Annotated in this window: 14 protein-coding genes; 8 read left to right on the top strand and 6 right to left on the bottom strand. The window is 67.7% G+C overall.

Going from position 1 to position 17853, the window contains the following annotated elements:
* The first annotated feature begins 32 nt into the window (after positions 1-32).
* Both ACNR9O_RS06025 and ACNR9O_RS06020 read left to right on the top strand, forming a co-directional pair.
* Positions 33-1997 (top strand): MGH1-like glycoside hydrolase domain-containing protein, encoded by a 1965-nt coding sequence (locus ACNR9O_RS06025; protein ID WP_473682165.1) that lies wholly within the window; start codon positions 33-35, stop codon positions 1995-1997.
* Between the two features lie 887 nt (positions 1998-2884).
* The gene (locus ACNR9O_RS06020) at positions 2885-3163 is read left to right on the top strand and encodes a hypothetical protein (protein ID WP_473682166.1); all 279 of its coding nucleotides are present in this window, start codon (positions 2885-2887) and stop codon (positions 3161-3163) included.
* Positions 3164-3243: 80 nt separating this feature from the next.
* Here ACNR9O_RS06020 and ACNR9O_RS06015 read toward each other — a convergent pair whose 3' ends face one another.
* Positions 3244-4653 (bottom strand): aminotransferase-like domain-containing protein, encoded by a 1410-nt coding sequence (locus tag ACNR9O_RS06015; RefSeq protein WP_473682167.1) that lies wholly within the window; start codon positions 4651-4653, stop codon positions 3244-3246.
* Positions 4654-4757: 104 nt separating this feature from the next.
* Here ACNR9O_RS06015 and ACNR9O_RS06010 point away from each other — a divergent pair, with 104 nt between their 5' ends.
* The 6 genes from ACNR9O_RS06010 to ACNR9O_RS05985 all read left to right on the top strand — a co-directional run bounded on the left by ACNR9O_RS06010 (position 4758) and on the right by ACNR9O_RS05985 (position 12709).
* The gene (locus tag ACNR9O_RS06010; RefSeq protein ID WP_473682168.1) at positions 4758-5675 is read left to right on the top strand and encodes a DMT family transporter; all 918 of its coding nucleotides are present in this window, start codon (positions 4758-4760) and stop codon (positions 5673-5675) included.
* A 375-nt stretch (positions 5676-6050) separates the two neighbouring features.
* Positions 6051-7802: a TolB family protein gene (locus tag ACNR9O_RS06005; RefSeq protein ID WP_473682169.1), complete on the top strand. Its 1752-nt coding sequence runs from the start codon at positions 6051-6053 to the stop codon at positions 7800-7802.
* A gap of 90 nt (positions 7803-7892) precedes the next feature.
* A complete protein-coding gene (locus tag ACNR9O_RS06000) occupies positions 7893-8987 on the top strand; it encodes a sensor histidine kinase (RefSeq protein WP_473682170.1) in 1095 nt (364 codons plus the stop codon).
* Complete coding sequence (locus ACNR9O_RS05995) at positions 8984-9739, top strand: LytR/AlgR family response regulator transcription factor (protein WP_473682171.1); 756 nt, start codon at positions 8984-8986, stop codon at positions 9737-9739. Before ACNR9O_RS06000 ends, ACNR9O_RS05995 begins: the two co-directional genes overlap by 4 nt.
* Positions 9740-9858: 119 nt before the next feature.
* Positions 9859-10833 (top strand): hypothetical protein, encoded by a 975-nt coding sequence (locus tag ACNR9O_RS05990; protein WP_473682172.1) that lies wholly within the window; start codon positions 9859-9861, stop codon positions 10831-10833.
* A 313-nt stretch (positions 10834-11146) separates the two neighbouring features.
* Positions 11147-12709 (top strand): MASE1 domain-containing protein, encoded by a 1563-nt coding sequence (locus ACNR9O_RS05985; protein WP_473682173.1) that lies wholly within the window; start codon positions 11147-11149, stop codon positions 12707-12709.
* Here the strand turns inward: ACNR9O_RS05985 and ACNR9O_RS05980 are convergent.
* The 5 genes from ACNR9O_RS05980 to ACNR9O_RS05960 form a co-directional block, all read right to left on the bottom strand.
* Positions 12699-13538: a hypothetical protein gene (locus tag ACNR9O_RS05980; protein ID WP_473682174.1), complete on the bottom strand. Its 840-nt coding sequence runs from the start codon at positions 13536-13538 to the stop codon at positions 12699-12701. The genes ACNR9O_RS05985 and ACNR9O_RS05980 overlap by 11 nt on opposite strands.
* Before the next feature lie 354 nt (positions 13539-13892).
* A complete protein-coding gene (locus tag ACNR9O_RS05975; RefSeq protein WP_473682175.1) occupies positions 13893-14438 on the bottom strand; it encodes a cytochrome b in 546 nt (181 codons plus the stop codon).
* Positions 14438-15478, bottom strand: coding sequence for a catalase family peroxidase (locus ACNR9O_RS05970; RefSeq protein ID WP_473682176.1), 1041 nt, complete (start codon positions 15476-15478; stop codon positions 14438-14440). The genes ACNR9O_RS05975 and ACNR9O_RS05970 overlap by 1 nt, the downstream gene beginning before the upstream one ends.
* A gap of 421 nt (positions 15479-15899) precedes the next feature.
* Positions 15900-16604, bottom strand: coding sequence for a response regulator (locus ACNR9O_RS05965; RefSeq protein WP_473682177.1), 705 nt, complete (start codon positions 16602-16604; stop codon positions 15900-15902).
* A 144-nt stretch (positions 16605-16748) separates the two neighbouring features.
* Positions 16749-17723 (bottom strand): hypothetical protein, encoded by a 975-nt coding sequence (locus ACNR9O_RS05960; protein WP_473682178.1) that lies wholly within the window; start codon positions 17721-17723, stop codon positions 16749-16751.
* Positions 17724-17853 lie beyond the last annotated feature (130 nt).

Raw genomic sequence — 17853 nt, 5'->3', positions numbered from 1 at the left:
GATCGCCGCTTCCGCTTCGACGAGTGCCCCTGATGCGCCAACCGCTGTTCGCCCTGCTGCTGGCCGCCTCGCTTGCCCCGGCCTTCGCCGCCGTACCGCGAGACGACGACCGCTATCTCGACCTGCTCGACCTGCATGGCACGCCGACGTCGGCTACCGACCGCCGCTTCAACCTGTTCTTCGATGCCGGCGCATGGCACGGCTACAGCCTGCCGGCGCGCGACGAAGGTACCGGCTTCAGCGGCCCGTTCGCGCATAGTCTGGATGGTGGGCGCTGGGCCGGGCACCGCTTTGCTGCCTGGACCTTGCAGAACGCCGAAGGCAAGCCGCTCGCACTGGCCGCACAAGCGGGCCATGCCGGCCCCGGTTACCTGGAGCGCACGCACGCCGGTGTCGGATTGAGCGTGCGCGAGACGCTGTTCTTCGCCGACGCATGGCGCGCGGTCGCCCGCATCGAGCTTTCGTCCACCGAGGCGCGCGACGTGCGCCTGCGCGTGGAAGGCGAAACCATGACCGATGCGCCGCGCGCCCAAGGCGATGCTGTCGTGCAGATCCTGGGCCGGCAGGCTTCGCTTACCACGCAGCTGTTCGGCGTCGGCACCGTCAAGGCCGGCGCGGAGGGTCCGCACTATCGCCTGGTGCCTGTCGGCGCGCTGCATCTGGAAGCCGGCCACCCCCTGGTCCTGTACGTCGAGCAGACCCTGCTGCACGACAGCGCGAAGGAAAAGCCGCCGACGCTCGATCACGCGGATGCCTGGCGGCGCAACCGCACGCGCTGGCAGGGCTATCTGGCCGCCGCCGACAGCGCCCGCCTGCCCGGCGTCCCCGACGAGCAGGCGCGCCGCGTCGCGGCCAAGGCAATGGTCACCTTGCTCGCCAACTGGCGCGCCGCGCGCGGCGACATGCGGCACGACGGCGTGATTCCTTCGTACTCCAATCCCGATTTCAATGGCTTCTGGGCCTGGGATTCGTGGAAACACGCCGCGGCGCTCGCGCGCTTCGCGCCGGACCTCGCGCGCGAGCAGATCCGCACCATGTTCGACTGGCAGCGCGCGGACGGCATGGTGCCGGACTGCATCTATCTCGACGCGAAGGAAAACAACTGGCGCGACACCAAGCCGCCGCTGGCGAGCTGGGCGGTGCTGGCGGTGTACGACGCCACCGGCGACCGCGCCTTCCTCGCCGAGATGTACGACAAGCTGGCGCGCTATCATCGCTGGTGGTCACAGCAGCGCGACCACGACCACGACGGCCTGGCCGAATTCGGCGCGACCGACGGCACGCGCATCGCCGCTGCGTGGGAAAGCGGCATGGACAACGCGGTGCGCTTCGACGACGCAAAAATGCTGGCGAATGGCCCCGGCGCGTGGTCGATCGACCAGGCATCGGTCGATCTCAACGCCTATCTGTTCAAGGAAGCGCAGGACCTCGCGCGCATCGCCGGCGTGCTCGGCAAGGACGACGACCGCAAGGCCTGGCTCGCGGAAGCGAAGCACACGCAGGCCGCGGTGCGCACGCGCATGTTCGACCGCGAGCGCGGCTATTTCTTCGACATCCGCCTGACCGACGGCGCGCCGGTGCGCGTGTACGGGCCGGAAGGCTGGACACCGCTATGGACCGGCCTGGCCGACGATGCGCAGGCGCGCGCCGTCACCAAGGTGATGCTCGATCCGGCGAAATTCGCCACGCGCATGCCCTTCCCCACCCTCGCCGCCGACGATCCGCGCTTCTCGCCCATCAAGGGCTATTGGCGCGGACCGGTATGGCTCGATCAGGCGTACTTCGGTGTGGAGGCGCTGCGGCGCTACGGCTACGCGGCGCAGGCGGACGAAATGGCGCGCCGACTGGTGCTCGATGCGCAGGGCCTCACCGCGCAGGCGCCGTTCTATGAGAACTACGATCCGCTGACCGGCAACGGTTATCAGTCGCCGAACTTCAGCTGGTCGGCGGCCGCGTATCTGATGATGCTTACGCCCGAACCGGCGCTGCGTCATTAGATCTCAGCATCCCGACAGCAGGATGCCGATGCTGTAGAGCTCGCCGATGGCGAGCACGCCCATGCCGACCATCATCCAGGCCAGCACTTTCACCGCCTGGAGCTTCGACGCATCCGGCACGGCTGCTGCCGCGCCGGGCGACCACCAGCAGGATCACGCCGAAGACCACCGGCAGAGCAAACAGCGTCAGGATGACCATGTGCGGTCTTTCTTCGCGTCAGTCGCTCCGAGGCGGCGATCATCGCCGTGCGGGGCCTTGCGCGGGAAGTTCCGTCGCGCCGCTGGGGAGGCGGGCGATGGGCATCGGCGACATTGAAAAGACACGCTCCGTAGATCCCCTCACCCCACCCTCTCCCCAGCGGGGAGAGGGCGAAATGCAGCGCACCCGCAAGCAGCCATGAGCAACGCGGCGGCTCTTGCTCTGGCTTTTGACCTGCCGGGGCCCCTGTGCGTCGGTGAGGGCTGGACGATCAGGCCCCGAAGGAGGAGCCGGCAGGGATGTCGTGTCGAAAAGCCCGGCCGGCCCTCATGCACCCGGAGCAGCGCAGCTTCGCGGGGCGACGTGCCGGGGCGCCCTCTCTTTTGGTTACTTTCTCTGGGCAAGCAGAGAAAAGTAACTCGGCCCGCGGCAGCGAGACGAAACCCTCGCCCATAAGGCGAGACACGAATGCATCAGACGCATCGATGAGCAAGAACAAGTTCCCACGCCAGTCTCCCGTTTGGGGTTCGCCAGCGCTCACCCCAACGTGCGCCACTACACCTCCTCGCCACAAAGCGGCGACCAAGCCACCACGCCAGCAAGCACGCCGCGCCACCGCACGCAACGCCTTGCGGCCTCCCTCCCCGCCCGGGCAAGCTAACCCTTTTCCCCCACCAGGAACCCACCCATGTCGAACCTCGACACCATCCTCCAGATCATGCCCGCCACCGGCTGGGTCGCCGTCTACGACGAAGGCGGCGAAGAAAGCGCGCAGGCCATCGTCTGCTTCGCCCTGGTCGAATCCGAAGCCGGTGGCACCCGCCGCCGCAGCGTGCGCGCCGTCTGCGCCGACGGCCACGCCATGGTCTTCGCCGACGAGACGCCCAACTTCCTGCGCGTGGAAGAACTGTCCACCTTCGAAGAAGACGAAGAGGACGAAGAAGACGAGGAAGAAGACGAAGAGTAAGCCGCGCGTTGCAGGCTGCAGGCCGGGGGCTAGCGCCCGGGTCTGCCGTGGACCACCGGCCTGCAGCCTCTTCCTGCCGTTTACCGGGCCAGCTGGCGTCGCGCCAGCTGGCCCAGTCGTTTCAGGGCCTGGTCCAGGCGCGGACTCCACGGCATGCCGCAGCTCAGGCGCAGGCAATCGCCGTAATCGCCGCGCGAAGAGAAAAGCACGCCGGGCGACGTACCGATGCCTTCCGCCAGCGCGGCCTCGAACAGCGCATAACCGCTGCCGCCCTCCGGCAACTGCAACCATAGCGACAGGCCGCCACGTGGTTCGCAGGCGCGTGTGCCGGCCGGCCAATGCCGCGCAATCGCCTCGTGCAGACGCTGCGCGTTGTCGGCCAGGGTGCGTCGCAGGCGCCGCAGATGGCGCTCCAGATCATGGCGTTGCAGGTACTCGGCCATCGCCAGCTGCGGCAGGCTCGCGCTGCCGACGGTCGAGAAATACTTGGCGCGCACCAGCGCCTCGGTCCAGGCGCCACCGGCGACCCAGCCCACGCGCAGGCCGGGCGACAGCGTCTTGGAGAACGAACCGCATGCGATCACGCTGCCGTGCACATCCCATCGGCGCAACGGCGAGGGCCGCTCGCCGGACCAGGCCAAGTCGCCGTAGATGTCGTCTTCGATCACCACCGTGCCGTGGCGTGCGCAACTGGCCAGCAGCGCCTGCTTCCCCGCGTCGTCGGTGACGCTGCCCAGCGGATTGTTGAAGTTGGGCACGAGCACGGCGGCACGCGCGCGGTTCTGTTGCAGCAATGGCTCCAGCCGCGCCGTGTCGATGCCGCTACCCGGCAGGTTGGGCACTTCCAGCACCTTAAGCCGCAATGCCGCCACCGCCTGCAGGATGCCGTGATAAGTCGGCGTCTCCACCAGCACCACGTCGCCGGGCATGGTGAGCGTGCGCAGCGCCAGGCTGATGCCTTCCATCGCGCCGGCGGTGATGAGGATCTCGTCCGGGTCCACCACCGCACCCAGCTGTGCGTAGCGGCGTGCGATCTGCCGGCGCAGCGCGGGCAGGCCTTGCGGTGGCGCGTAATCCAGCGCGGCGGCCGGGCGGTGGCGCAAGCTGCGGCTCAGCGCGGCAGTGAGCGCCGCCTGCGGCAGCAGTGCCGGTGCGGGCGTCGCGCTATGCAGAGGCAGCACGTCGCTGCGCGAAAGCATGTCCAGCACGTCTTGCAAGGCCGGGTTGCTCACCGTGCCGGGCGCGCGTCGCCGCGGCGGCTTCGGCGCGGGCAGCGCAGGCACCGCGGCGCGCACGTAGTAGCCCGAGCGCGGACGCGCCACCACCAGTCCTTCGCGCTCCAGTTGCAGGCAAGCCTGCACCGCGGTGGCGGCGCTGATGCCGTGCCCTTGCGCGAGCTGGCGGATCGACGGCAGGCGCTCGCCCGCGCGCAGCGCGCCGTGCGCGATCTGCCCGCGCAGTTCACCGGCGAGGCGTTCGTAGAGCAGCATGGCGGCCATCCCATCTGTATTGGTCGATTTCCATCCTATCTGAATCTGTATCGGTCGGTGCCGAAAGCCTACGCTGACGCTGTCTTTCCGTCGGAACCACTCTCATGACCACCCTGCCCGGCCGCGACGCCTCGCGCGCGGCGCTGTTCCAACTGCTGGTCGCCGAACTGCTGATCGGTTCGGTCGGCGTGTTCGTGCATGAAAGCGGCCAGGACCCGGTGACCGCGGTGTTCTATCGCTGTCTGTTCGGCGGCGTGTTCCTGCTCGTGCTGGGCCTGGCACGCGGCTACCTGCGCGGATTGCTCAAGGAGCGCGCGCTGCTGCGCGGCGCGGTATTCAGCGGCGTACTGCTGGTGCTCAACTGGGTGGCGCTGTTCGCCGGCATGGCGCGCTCGTCGATCGGCGTGGCTACGCTGGTCTATCACTTCTTTCCGTTCGTGATGCTGATCCTCGCCGCGCTGTTGCAGGGCGAACGCACGCACCCGGCCGATCTGGCCTGGACACTGCTGGGCTTTATCGGCGTGGCTTGCTCGGCCAATCCCGCCAAGCTGTGGCACGACGCCGATACCTCGTACCTGATCGGCATCGGCCTGACCCTGCTGGGCGCGGTGCTGTGCGGCGCGTCGCTGCTGATGTCGCGCCAGGTGGGACGCGAGCGCCCGTTCGCGCTGGTGATGGTGCAGTGCTGGGTCGGCGTGGCGATGCTGGCGGGCTTCTCCAGTCCGGGCGTATTCCATCTCGGCACGCACTGGCTGTGGCTGGCGGGGCTGGGCGTGATTCACAGCGGCATCGTGTACGTGCTGTTCTATGGCGCGTATCCGCGCCTGCCGGTGGTGACCATCGCCGTGGTGGCGTTCGTGTATCCGCTGGTGACGCTGCTGCTGGATTATCTGATCTATGGGCACCGGCTGGTGCCGGTGCAACTGGCCGGGCTGGCACTGATCGTGGCGGGGACGCTTGGGGTGAATTTGAAGTGGCGGCTGGGCGCCGGGCGCAAGGTGAGCGAAGCGACGTCCAGCTAGCGAATCCTTCTCCCTCCGGGGAGTACGCGGTGAGAGCACATGGATGTGCTCTGCTCTGAGGAGCGAGGAAGGTGCCGGCAGGCGGATGAGCGGCGAGTGCTCGAGAAAGACGTTCTATGGAGCGAAGTGTGCTTTGAAGCTTCCGCTTCTACGCTTCGCCCGGCCCCTCACCCCAGCCCTCTCCCCGGCGGGGAGAGGGAGCTAAGCGAGGCTCCGCTTCTACGCTCCGCCCGGCCCCTCACCCTGGCGGAAAAAGGGAGTGAGGCTGCGCGCTATACCGCTCATCCCCGCGTTCGCGCCGCTCATCACGCAACCCGTGATTGCCCTGTCGCATCGCCCTAACGTCGCCGGCATCTCTCCGACGAGGTTCTACCGATGCGCCGCCTGCTCTCCCTCGCCCTTCTGTCCGCCCTGGCCGGCACCGTCGCCGCCGCCAACGACAACCCCAAGCCAACCGTGTTCTCCCCCGGCGTGATTTCCGGCGTCGGCGACGAAGGCTCCGCCGCCTTCCTCCCGGACGGCTCAGCCGTCTATTTCTCGCGCAGCGTTGGCGATCACTACGCCATCATGGTCTCGCGCCGCGAAGGCGCCGGCTGGTCCGAACCGCAGGTCGCGTCGTTCTCCGGCCATTGGCTCGATAGCGATGTGGCGATCGCGCCGGACGGATCGTTCCTGGTGTTCGGTTCCAACCGCCCGGCCGATGGCAAGGGTCCGCCGCTCGACCAGGTGCGCGATCGCACGCTCTATCCCGGCAAGGGCATGAATCTGTGGCGGGTGGCGCGACGCGGCGACGGCTGGGGCGCACCGGAACGCCTGCCCGATACGGTGAACGGCTGCGATTCGGTGTTCGCGCCCAGCATCAGTGCGGACGGCACGCTCTACTACATCAGCTGCGGCGCGGACGGTGCGCTGCACCCGCTGCGTTCGGTGCTGCGCAATGGCCGCTACCAGACGCCCGACCCTGTGGTGCTGGGCACGGACGACATGACCATCCGCGATCCGGCGATCGCACGCGACGGCTCGTTCCTCGTGGTCAGCATCAAGCGCTCGAAAATGCAGTCGTATCGGTTGGCGATCGCCTTCGCCACGCCGCAGGGCTGGAGCCTGCCGCAGGACCTGGGCGACGCCGTCAACGCCGGCACCCACGCGATGGGCGCCCAGCTCGGGCCGGACGGCCGCACGCTCTACTACAACAGCGACCTGCGCGTACCTGGCGAAAACGCCGACTGGAACAAGGAGGGCGACAATCTCTGGCAGGTCACGCTGGCGCCATGGCTGGATGTCCACGCGCGCGATGGCTCGCCGGTCGCCGGCCCATGGGATCGCGCCAACGACGCTTCGCCGGCGTTCGATCCGGCCGGGCACTCGGTGGTGTTCACGCGCGCCGTGGACAAGACCGCCCGGCTGTTCGCCTCGACGCGCGACGGCGAGCGCTGGTCGGCACCGCAGCCGCTGCCGTTTTCGACGCAATGGCAGGACATCGAGCCGGCGATGGCGCCGGACGGTTCGTCGCTGATCTTCATCTCCAATCGCCCCGAGCACGACGGCGGCACGGCGCTGGACGGCTTCTTCAACGGCCAGCGCTTCCCGGGGCGTGGCGGCAATCTGTGGCAGGTCGCGCGCACCCGCGATGGCTGGGGCACGCCGCAGCGTCTGTCGTCGCTGCTCAACACCAACGCCTCCGTGTTCGCGCCGGCGCTGGCCGCCGACGGCACGCTGTATTTCATGCGCACCGATCCGGATGCCAACGGCAAGGGCGCGTTCCGCCTGTTCCGCAGCCGCCTGGCGGGCGGCCAGTACCAGGCGCCGCAACCGTTGCCTTTCAGCGATGGCGTGACCGGGGATTTCGATCCGGTGGTGGCGCCGGACCAATCCTTCATCGTCTTCAGCTCCCAGCGCGCGCCGGCCACGGCGGCAGGCAGCGAGCTCTTCCTCGCTTTCGCCCACGGCGAGAATTGGAGTTCGCCGCAGCCGCTGGGCGTGGCCGGCATCGAGCCGCGGCTGTCGTCCGATCGGGCCACGCTGTATTACAACGCCCCGGACCGGCGCGTGCATGCGTTCGATCTGCGCGGCTGGCTGGCCAGGCATGCGGCCGTGGCGGATGTCGGTCGCGCCGCCACGCCCTAGGCCCTGCGGCACTACCCGGCCGTCGGCATCCGCCGCACACTCGGCGGATGCCAACCCGCGGTTGCCGATGAAATGCCCGAGTCCGCACGCATGACGCCCTCCCGCATGAACCCACTGGCCGCCGTCGTCGCGCAGTTGGGTCTGTGGACCCTGCTGGGGGCGTCCTACACGCTCAGCAATGGCCTGTCGCAGATCAGCGAGGGTCAGGCGCCGAGCTGGTGGCGCGTGGGAGTGTGGAATTTCAGCGACTTCTATCTGTGGATGCTGCTGGTGCCCGTGGTGGCCTGGCTGGGGCGGCGCGCGGCGGACGGCGGCTGGCGCCGCTTCGCCGCCGTGCACGTGCCGGCGGGATTGATCGTGGCGCTGGCCCAACTGCTGGTGCACCTGGCGATCTTCTGGATCACATGCGGGCCGGGGCGCGCGCCGGTAAGCAGCTTCGGCGGCTTCCTGCGCATGCAGTTCGCCTACAGCTATCACTTCGCCTTGCTGCTGTACTGGGTGATCCTGGTGGTGCTGCGCGGACTGGACTCGCGGCGCCGGCTGCGCGACGAGCGCCTGCGCAGCGTCCAGCTGGAAACGCAGCTAGCGCAGGCACAGCTGCGCACGCTGCGCGTGCAACTGCAGCCGCACTTCCTGTTCAACACGCTCAACGCGATTTCCGCGCTGGCCCTGGCCGACCCCCATCAGGCGCGCCTGATGATCTCGCGCCTCAGCGACCTGCTGCGCCTGACCCTGGAAGAGCGCCATGCGCTGGAAGTGCCGCTGGCGCACGAACTGGAACTGCTGCGCTGCTATCTCGACATCCAGCAGGTGCGTTTCCAGGACCGCCTGAGCACGCAGATGGACGTAGAGGCGGACACCCTGCACGCCGCCGTGCCCAGCATGATTCTGCAGCCGCTGGTGGAGAACGCGCTGCGCCACGGCCTGCTCGACAAGCCCGAGCCCGGACGCCTGCAGATCCTCGGCCGCCGCGAAGGCGCGCAGCTCTACCTGCGCGTGGACGACGATGGCCTGGGCCTGCCCGAAGGTATGTCCGAAGGCCTGGGCCTGGGCAATACGCGCGCGCGCCTGCGCATGCTGTTCGGCGAGGCGGCCTCGGTGGCGCTGGCGCGGCGGGACGGCGGCGGCACGCGCGTGGAGCTGCGCTTCCCGTTCCGCCATCACGTCGCGGAGACCGCCGCATGAACACGTCGCCGATCCGCACCCTGCTGGTGGACGACGAAGTCCTGGCCCGCCTCGCGCTGCGCCAGGCGCTGGCGGTGCACACCGATGTGGCGATCGTGGGCGAATGCGGCAATGCGCACGAAGCCATGCAGGCCATCGCGGCACTCGAGCCTGCGCTGGTGTTCCTGGACATCCGCATGCCCGGCATGGATGGCTTCAAGCTGCTGCACAAGCTCCAGCCCGACACCCTGCCGATGGTGGTCTTCGCCACCGCCTACGGCCAACACGCGCTGCGCGCATTCGACGCCAACGCGGTGGATTACGTGCTCAAGCCGATCGACCAGGCGCGCTTCGACCAGGCGATGGCGCGCGTGCGGCGGCAATGGGCAGGACTCCATGCGAACGTCCCCGCTCGCGCCGCGCCGGCGCCGCTTCCCGCCCACGCGCAGCGCCTCAGCGTACGCGTGGGCGAAAGCATCCGCGTGATCGCCACGGACGATATCGACTGGATCCGCGCCGACGGCAACTACGTGCATATCCACGTCGCCGGCGCGAGCTACCTGCACCGCGAGACGCTGAGCCACCTGCTGGAAACGCTGGATCCGCGGCGCTTCCTGCGCATCCACCGCGGCACCCTGGTCAACGTGGAGCGCATCCGCGAAATCCATCCGCTGTTTCAGGGCAATGCGGAGGTCGTGCTGCGCGATGGCACGCGCTTGAATCTGAGCCGGCGCTTCCGGGCGCAGGCGCGGGACGTGCTGGGGATGGCTTGAGGCATCGCTGCCTTCCGCTCGACCCACGCCAAAGACCGCTCATCACAAAACCCGAGCGCCGCCATGCCGGCCATCCCATCCTGCGGCCAGGAATTCACCCAACGCCGAAGGAACTCCACATGAAGCTGCACACGTTCGCCTGGGCCACCGCTTTCGCGCTCGGCTGCGCCGCGCCCCTGCACGCCGCCGAGCTGCTCGGCCCCGGCGTCGTTTCCACCGGGCTGCAGGAGACCACGGCCGCCTTCTCGCCCGACGGCAAGACGCTGGTGTTCATGCGCTCGGACTTTGCCGAGAAAGACGACACCATCCTGATCGCGCAGCGCCACGGCGACGGCTGGTCCGCGCCGGAAGTGGCGCCGTTCTCCGGCCAATGGCATGACTCCGAACCGGCTTTCGCTCCGGACGGCAAGCGCCTGTACTTCGTTTCCAACCGCCCGCCGCATCCGGGCGACGCGCCGGTCACGGCGGAAATGGGCGGGCAGCATTTCGCGGGCACCCACCTGTGGTACGTGGAACGGAAGGCAGACGGCCGCTGGGGCGAGCCGGTGCACGTCGATGGCGCGCACAACGAGGGCGCCATGCTCTACAACCCCTCGATCGCGGCCAACGGCGACATCTATTTCTCCGCGCACCGCCCCGATTCCGGCAAGTTCTACCAGGTGTACGTCATGCATCCCGCGGGCCAGGGCTATGCCGCGCCGCAACGCGTGGAGCTGGGCGACAGCGAGCACAACCGCATGGATCCGTGCATCGATCCGCGCGGCCGCTTCATCCTGTATGCCGGCAACGAGGGCGACTCGCTCGGCAGCGCCGATATCTACATCGCCTTCCGCCAGGCCGATGGCCGCTGGGGCAAGCCGGAACATCTGGGGGGCGACGTGAACACACCGTCGCTGGAGAACGCGCCGACGCTGGGTCCGCGCTTCGGCGAACTCTATGTATCGAGCAATCGCCAGGACGAAATGAGCTTCCCCAAGCGGCGCGACGATATCGGCTCGCTGCAGAAACGCTTGAGCGGCGCGCTCAACGGTTCACGCAACCTGTGGCGCGTGGATATCTCCGGCGTGCTGAAGGCGCACGGCATCAGCGACTGACGCGCGAAAGCGCCGCGTAAAACGCTGGTCGCGGACTCGATCGCTCTCCGGGAGGGCGGGTCCGCGACGGTCAGACAGCGCACATTTCCGAGGCATTCCATGCCATCGATTTCTGACTCGGATGTCAGGAAATACGCGATGACTTTGAGCGAAGTGTCCGTCCCGCTTCGCGATCGCCAGCGTCGCCGCCAAGGTTTCACCGGAAACACGTTGCGGCCTCGCTTTTCGCACCCGCCATCCTTCTCGGACATTTCACACCGCTGTCCCTAAGTTGCAACGCCAGTTCGGGGAGAGAGCGTTTCACGGGGCGGACATGGAAGCACGGCTGGGATGGTTAGGGCGACAGCTGCTGGTCGCGATCATCTATGGCATCACCTACATGCTGCTGCGCAAAGTCGGCTTTGCGCACTTCGTGCCGGCCAGCGGCCTGAAACTGGGCGTGCTGCTGCTGATGCCGCGACGCTACTGGCCAGTACTGCTGGTCAGCGAAACCGTGCTGCTCGCCTACGACCTCTCCGACGGCATCGCCACGTTCGGCTGGGCGTTCTACCTCGTTTCCGTGATGCCGCCGATCGCGCTGCTGATGGCAGTGGTCGGCTTCTGCCAAGACAGGCTGCCCGGCCTCGCGCCGCCGGACATCCGCCTGGGCAGCGTACTGGTGTGCATCTTCGCGGCCAGCATGGTGCTGGTGGCGGATGGCCTGATGGTGGCCTCGTTGATGTCAGGGGCCTCAGACGCCGGGCGCAAGCCGCTGCTGGACCTGCTGTCCGACTACTTCCTCGGCACCTACAGCGGCATGCTCGCGGTGGTGCCGCTGGCCTTGGCCGCGAGCCTGCAATGGCACGAGCACGGCTCGCTGCGCGGCATCTGGGAAAACAACCGCGCACTGCTGCAGGCCGCGCTGGTCACCATGGCCGCCGTGGCGGTGGAGGTACTGGCCCTGTCCAGTACCGACAACGCGCTGTTGCGCTTCACCGGCCAGGCCGTGCTGTTTGTCCCGGCGGCCTATTTCGCCGTCACGTGGGGCTGGAAAGGCGCGGCGGTGATCGGCGCGATCTGCAGCTTCGGCATCGTGGCGCTGATGCCATCGATGTTCGACAACGCCACATTGATGACCCAGACCATGATGGCGCTGTTCCTCACCCTATTCACCGTGCTGGGCATGCAGACCACGCGTCTGAAACACGCGCTGGCGGCGATGGACCAGCACATGGACAAGGCGCGGATGGAGCAGCACCTGGCCGAGATGAAACTGCAGCGCAGTTCGTTCGAGCTGGCCTATGTGAGCGGCGAACTGGCGCGCACGCACCGCCATCTGCTGATCCAGCTTGACCGGTCGGCCGATCGCGACGAGGTGGATGCCTACAAGCGCAGGCTGGCTTTAACCACCTCGCGCCTGAAGGAGTTGGCCGACGCGCTGGCACCACCGATGGGCGCCGGCCATCCGCACGCGCTCACCGAAGGCCCGCTGACGCAGCTGCTGGAAAACCTCGGCATCGATTACCAGGCCGACGTGCAGGGGCCATGGAGCCGCCTGCCGCGCCATTCGCTGACCCTGCTCTACCGGCTCGCCTGCGAAGCCGTGGCGTATCTGCTGCAGGAGCGTCCGAGCGACCGCATCGTGCTGGCCACCGACACCGCCGTCAGCGGCTACGAAGCGACCATCCGCCTGAGCGTGCGCAGCGACGGCACGCCGATCGCGCCGCCGCCGCAGGACAAGGTGATGAACTGCCTGGGTACGCTGGGACTGGGCCTGGAAGAGCTGCGCCTGCGGGCACAGCTCTTCAACGGCGAGGTCACCGTGGACGAGCGTGGCGTCCAGGTGACCCTGCGGCAAGAACTGGCGGCCCTGCGCTACGGCCTGATCAACGGTTGATCGGACAGCTGTTCGGGTCTTCCTTGCAGTTGGATACGATGCTGTCGGCCGGCGCCGCCGTCTGACGCATCGCCGCCGGCGCGATCCTGTTGATCGGGCAGCTGTTCGGATCTTCCTTGCAGTTGGACTCGTCGGCCGGTGCAGCGGTCGTGATCCGGTTGATCGGGCAGCTGTTTGGATCTTCCTTGCAGTTGGACTCATCGGCCGGCGCTGCGGTCGTGATCCGGTTGATCGGGCAGCTGTTCGGATCTTCCTTGCAGTTAGACTCGTCGGCCGGCGCTGCGGTCGTGATCCGGTTGATCGGGCAGCTGTTCGGATCTTCCTTGCAGTTGGACTCATCGGCCGGCGCTGCGGTCGTGATCCGGTTGATCGGGCAGCTGTTCGGATCTTCCTTGCAGTTGGAAACGGGCGCGAGCTTGCCGGTGGAGGTGTCGGCCACCGTCCAGACGGGCTGCCCGGCATCGTTGATGCCTACGGTCAGCGTGACGAGCGCGTCCTTGTACACCCGTTCCAAACCGCGGACGTTGCCCGCCGCGAGCGGCGCCTCCGGGGTGGCGACATTGGCGGCATCCGTACCCATCGGCAGCACCAGATGCGTGCCGGCCGACGCTGCGATGCCCGCGCGCACGCGGCCGGCGGTGTCGTTGACCTGCACGTACTCGATGCCGTCTTTCACGAAGAGATAGACGTGCCAGCGTGGGCTCAGCGAGCGGTCCGAGGTGCCCGGCGCGGCACTTCCCATGCCCTGTACGGCGGATGCCTGCTGGGTCGCCCATGCGGCCGAACTGCAGGTAAGAAACAGGCCCAGCGCGAGGTATCGCAGCTTCATAGTCGTGACTCTCCCTTTTCGCGGATTCCACCCCTGTGGTGGCGGCGCATCGTGACCAAGCCGTCGTGATGGCCGGGTGAGCGGGGCTCCCGAAAACCCTTGCCTGATGCGGCCTGCGACGGATTACGGGATGGGCTCGCCCGGATGAAATACAGCGAGAACGTTTACATCCGGTGGCGACGGCGAACTCAGCCACGCGCTTAGAAGATTAGGAATTTCCTCATGGAGTAATCGGCCCCAGAGCGGCAACCTATCTCTCGCCGGCAAGCGAACTCCCCTACTTCCTGTGGCGAGCCGGCGAACGTCTCCTTTTAGTGTATGAACGGGTGGGCCCTCGTCGCGAGGGCCCATTTTTTATGGCTCGCGGCGCCATCCCGTCATGCTCGACAGCACGCCATCGCGGCGGATCAGGCCGTGATACAGCGCCGCGCCCAGGTGCGCCAGGAAGGTGAGGAACAGCAGCGCCGCCAGCCACGCATGCGCATGCCGCAGCCAGGCGAACGCCACCGCATTGGCGGGGAAGATCGACGGCAGCCGCAGCGAACTTCCCAGCATCACCGGATAACCACCCGCCGAGAGCATCGCCCAGCCGACCAGCGGCAGCAGGAACATCAGCGCGTACAACAGCCAGTGCGACGCATGCGCGGCCAGCTTCTGCAGCGCCGGCAGGTCCGCCGGCAAGGGCGGCGGCGGATGACGCAGGCGGACGGCGAGGCGCACGACCGCCAGCAGCAGGATGCCGATACCCAGCGGCTTGTGCAGAGCGACCAGCCAGGCATGCCGCTCCGACACGGACGCGACCATGCCCACGCCGACGAAGAGCATGGCGAGGATCATCGCCGCCATCAGCCAATGCAGCACGCGCGCGGGCCACACGAACACCTCGGACGGGCGGGCCATCAGCGCACCTCCTTGGTCACCGCTGCGGTGCCGGGCAGATGCGCTTCCTCGCTGGTGCGGCGCAGGTACGAATCGGCATAGGCGGCCGAGCGCGCCGGCAGCAGGGGATCGTCGGAGGCCTGGATACCGTCGGGCAGCACCAGCGGGTCGTAATTGACATCGCGACAATCGCCGCTGTCCTGCGGCGTGGTGCTGGTCAGTTCGAGTGTGCCGGCGTCGATCTCGCGGCGGCCGGCGGGCCAGGCCTTGGTGGCGTCGTCGGTGGGATCACCAGGCTCGGCCAGGGTCATCAGCAGATGCCAGCGCAGTGGGCCATGCGCCAAGCGCGCGGACAGATCCGCGGCAAGATAATCCGCGCCCTGCCCGGTTGCGCCGTCGGCGGCGGCCTCGGGCACCATGCGCCAGCGCACCGCGTAACGCGCGCCCTGCGCATCGACCAGCTCGAAGGCATTCAAGCCCCAATAGGTGTCCACCGCGTAGCTGGGCGAAGGCTTGGCGCTCTTCGCCCAGGTGCGGAAGGCCGCCGTCTCCGGGTGCGCGGCGAAGAACGCGCCGACCTTGGCCGGATCCGGCTTGCCGGTGGCCGGGTCCGGCTGCTGCGCGCGCAACTGTTCGTAGAACGCCTGCGGCGTCGCCACCGGAAACACCGGCATGCTGTTCATGCCGGTACGCCATTGCTGCCCGTTGGGCTGGGTCAGGCGCAAGGCCATGCTGCGGATCGGCACGCTGCCGTCCGGCGCGTAAGGGTTACCTCCCGGGAGCGCGAAACGCCCCACCACCGGCACGCTTCCCCGCTCGAACACCTGCGCGCGGGAGTACGGTTGCAAGGCGCCATTGCCGACGAACTGGCCGGCCACGCAGACGCCCTTGGCGTGATTGCGGCGGTAACCGGGATGCTCGCCGCCGTTCGCCTGCAACTGGTCGATCAATTTCTGCGCCGTGAGCCGGCCCGGCGCCAGCCAGCCGCCGGCATAGCCGAGCCCCGCCGCCACCAGCAGCGGCACGCCGCCGATCGCCGCATAGCGCCACCCGCGACTCATGCCGGGGCGCATCCGCCGCCATGCCTGCCGCCAACCGCCGGTCGATCCCGTCGCCATCATTCGCCTCGTTCCGAAGATTCGTTGAGTACGGGCTGTTCTTCGCAGGGAATCGTCTTGTGGTTACCTGGGACGCTACGCCAAAAGAAAGGCCCCCGCATGGGGGGCCTTGGGAGTGCCTCGAGAGTAACCGCGAGGTTTTACTTTCGGGCGAAATCATCGTCGGGCACCCCGGCGCGGGTGTCCATCGAGAGCTTGTGAAGAATGAGCGTGCCGCCCCGCCCGGACGGCCTGTTCACGCGCTGCGTCACGAATCCGCGTCGGCCAAGAAAAGTCGTTGAGATACTGACGAAGCCTTCACACCGCACCCAGTATTCATGCACCGTCGGGACGGTCTTGACCCCCCTTTCAACCTCCCGACAGGCTATTTCCCAACGGATGGCCTGGCCCCCGCAAGGGGGCCATTTTTATGGGCGATCGCCGGACCCGCTCCACAGCAACCGACGTCCAGCGCGTAGCGGTGCAGTTCCATATCGGTACGCAGCCCGAGTTTGCGCATCGCGTCCATCTTCTGCTTGCTGATGGTCTTGATGCTGCGCCCATGCTTGCGGGCGATCTCCGACACGCTCATGCCGGATACCAGCATGCGCAGCACGTCCGCCTCGCGGCTGGAGAGCGCATCGCCGCCGCTGCTGAATTCGGCCAGGCGCGCGCCGTAGTTGGCACTGAGAAAAGTGTGGCCGCCCGCGGCCAGGCGCAGCGCCGGCACGATGTCCTGCAAGGCGGTGGTCTTGTCCACCAGCGCATTGACGCGCGACGCCCACAGGGCGCGCAGCAGGCTGGGATTGCGCAGCATGGTCAGCACCACCAGCGGCAGCGTCGGCCAGCCCGCGCGTACGCGCTCGATCATGCGGTGGCCGTCGGGTGTCTCGTCGCCGGGCATCAGGTAATCGGTCACCAGCACGTCGCATTCGACGTCCCGCAGCAGCGAAAACAGCTCGCCGGGACACGAGGCTTCGCCCACCACCTGGAATTCGCTGTTCTCCATGATGGTGCCCAGTCCCATGCGGATCACGGGATGGTCGTCGGCGAGGATCACGCGGATCGGCGCAGGCGTGGCTTGGCGCATGGCTTGGCTCCTTGACGGTGGGCGGTGGCCGGAAGCGCACCGCACAGCGGGAAACACGGATGGATAACTCTCATCCATGGTCGCCAAAGCCTCCCCGGGGAAACATCGGACGCGGCCCAATGTCCCGCCGCCGGCGTTCGAGGGTCAGCGTCCCTCGCCGTGGAGCCACGGCGACTCCACCGACCAGAAGATCACATCCACGCCCAGGTAGTCGCCGGCGAATGCGACGAACTCGTCCTTGGTGAAGGGCTTGCCCGTTTTCGGATTGACGTAGCGCAACGTCGGTTCTTGCACCGCCATCGCCACCAGTGACAGCTTGCCCTGGTACTGATGGAAGAACGGATACGCGTTCTTCATCTGCGCCTTCTTCCACGGCACGATGTCCGGCCCGCCCAGCCCGATGCCTTCCTGCGCCGCGGCGGCGAACAGGCGGGACATGTAGCGATGATCGTTGTTCCATTCGCACGGCCAGAAGTTCACGTACTGCACCACGGCCGCATGCTGGAACTGCCGCCTGGCGAAACGCAGGTTTTCCAGCGTGGCGTCGAAGTAGCGGTCGCAGCTGAAGCCGGTACGGTCGCGCTTGCGGTCGATGTCGATCGCGGTTTCCGGCAGGTTGATGCCCGCGATACGGCCGTCGAACCGCTTGGCCAGCGCGGCGAGCAGTGCCTGGAAGCGCTTGCGCAAAGCCGAGTTCCATTGCTCGGCCACCCAGCCGCTGCCGCCGGGATTCACTTCCGAGTCGTCGGACTGGCGCACCAGGCCGCCACCGTACGCCGGATCGGTCAGCAGATATGCGGGGATGTGCCGCGCCGTGGGTAGGAAGAACCGGTCCTGCACCTGCACGAACAGCTGCTTGTGCCGCTGTTCCAGATAGGCCAGGTCGCGTTCGATCGCCGAGAAGTCGTAGCTGCCCCGCTCTGGTTCCAGCGACTTCCAGCTATAGACGATCTGCACGCCTGCGATGTCGGAGCGTTCGAGCAGCGTGTCGATCCGCGCCAGGTCATCGGAGCCGGTGTACAGAAAGTGGCGCAGCTCGCCTGCCGACGCGCTGGCGATGCCGAGCGACAAGGCCACGCATGCGAGCAGCCGGCGTCCATGATCCGCGAAGTAACCCATGGCTTGCTCCTTTCAAGGTGATCCGGCGCACGAGCCCGCGATCATGCGACAGGTTCCGGCTCGCGTCCCGCCTTCGTTGCCGGCGCGCCTGTCCCGGCAACGAGAAAAGCCCGGACACCGCAGTGTCCGG

It is taken from the genome of Dyella sp. CR10, assembly GCF_055814425.1.
Note: the sequence above shows the minus strand (reverse complement) of the source record. Positions and strands in the feature narration are given on the sequence as shown.

What these genes read in the sequence shown, in the direction of transcription:
- ACNR9O_RS06025 (WP_473682165.1), top strand. Translation starts at nt 33, where the DNA reads ATGCGCCAACCGCTGTTCGCCCTGCTGCTGGCCGCCTCGCTTGCCCCG.
- ACNR9O_RS06020 (WP_473682166.1), top strand. Translation starts at nt 2,885, where the DNA reads ATGTCGAACCTCGACACCATCCTCCAGATCATGCCCGCCACCGGCTGG.
- ACNR9O_RS06015 (WP_473682167.1), bottom strand. Translation starts at nt 4,653, where the DNA reads ATGCTGCTCTACGAACGCCTCGCCGGTGAACTGCGCGGGCAGATCGCG.
- ACNR9O_RS06010 (WP_473682168.1), top strand. Translation starts at nt 4,758, where the DNA reads ATGACCACCCTGCCCGGCCGCGACGCCTCGCGCGCGGCGCTGTTCCAA.
- ACNR9O_RS06005 (WP_473682169.1), top strand. Translation starts at nt 6,051, where the DNA reads ATGCGCCGCCTGCTCTCCCTCGCCCTTCTGTCCGCCCTGGCCGGCACC.
- ACNR9O_RS06000 (WP_473682170.1), top strand. Translation starts at nt 7,893, where the DNA reads ATGACGCCCTCCCGCATGAACCCACTGGCCGCCGTCGTCGCGCAGTTG.
- ACNR9O_RS05995 (WP_473682171.1), top strand. Translation starts at nt 8,984, where the DNA reads ATGAACACGTCGCCGATCCGCACCCTGCTGGTGGACGACGAAGTCCTG.
- ACNR9O_RS05990 (WP_473682172.1), top strand. Translation starts at nt 9,859, where the DNA reads ATGAAGCTGCACACGTTCGCCTGGGCCACCGCTTTCGCGCTCGGCTGC.
- ACNR9O_RS05985 (WP_473682173.1), top strand. Translation starts at nt 11,147, where the DNA reads ATGGAAGCACGGCTGGGATGGTTAGGGCGACAGCTGCTGGTCGCGATC.
- ACNR9O_RS05980 (WP_473682174.1), bottom strand. Translation starts at nt 13,538, where the DNA reads ATGAAGCTGCGATACCTCGCGCTGGGCCTGTTTCTTACCTGCAGTTCG.
- ACNR9O_RS05975 (WP_473682175.1), bottom strand. Translation starts at nt 14,438, where the DNA reads ATGGCCCGCCCGTCCGAGGTGTTCGTGTGGCCCGCGCGCGTGCTGCAT.
- ACNR9O_RS05970 (WP_473682176.1), bottom strand. Translation starts at nt 15,478, where the DNA reads ATGAGTCGCGGGTGGCGCTATGCGGCGATCGGCGGCGTGCCGCTGCTG.
- ACNR9O_RS05965 (WP_473682177.1), bottom strand. Translation starts at nt 16,604, where the DNA reads ATGCGCCAAGCCACGCCTGCGCCGATCCGCGTGATCCTCGCCGACGAC.
- ACNR9O_RS05960 (WP_473682178.1), bottom strand. Translation starts at nt 17,723, where the DNA reads ATGGGTTACTTCGCGGATCATGGACGCCGGCTGCTCGCATGCGTGGCC.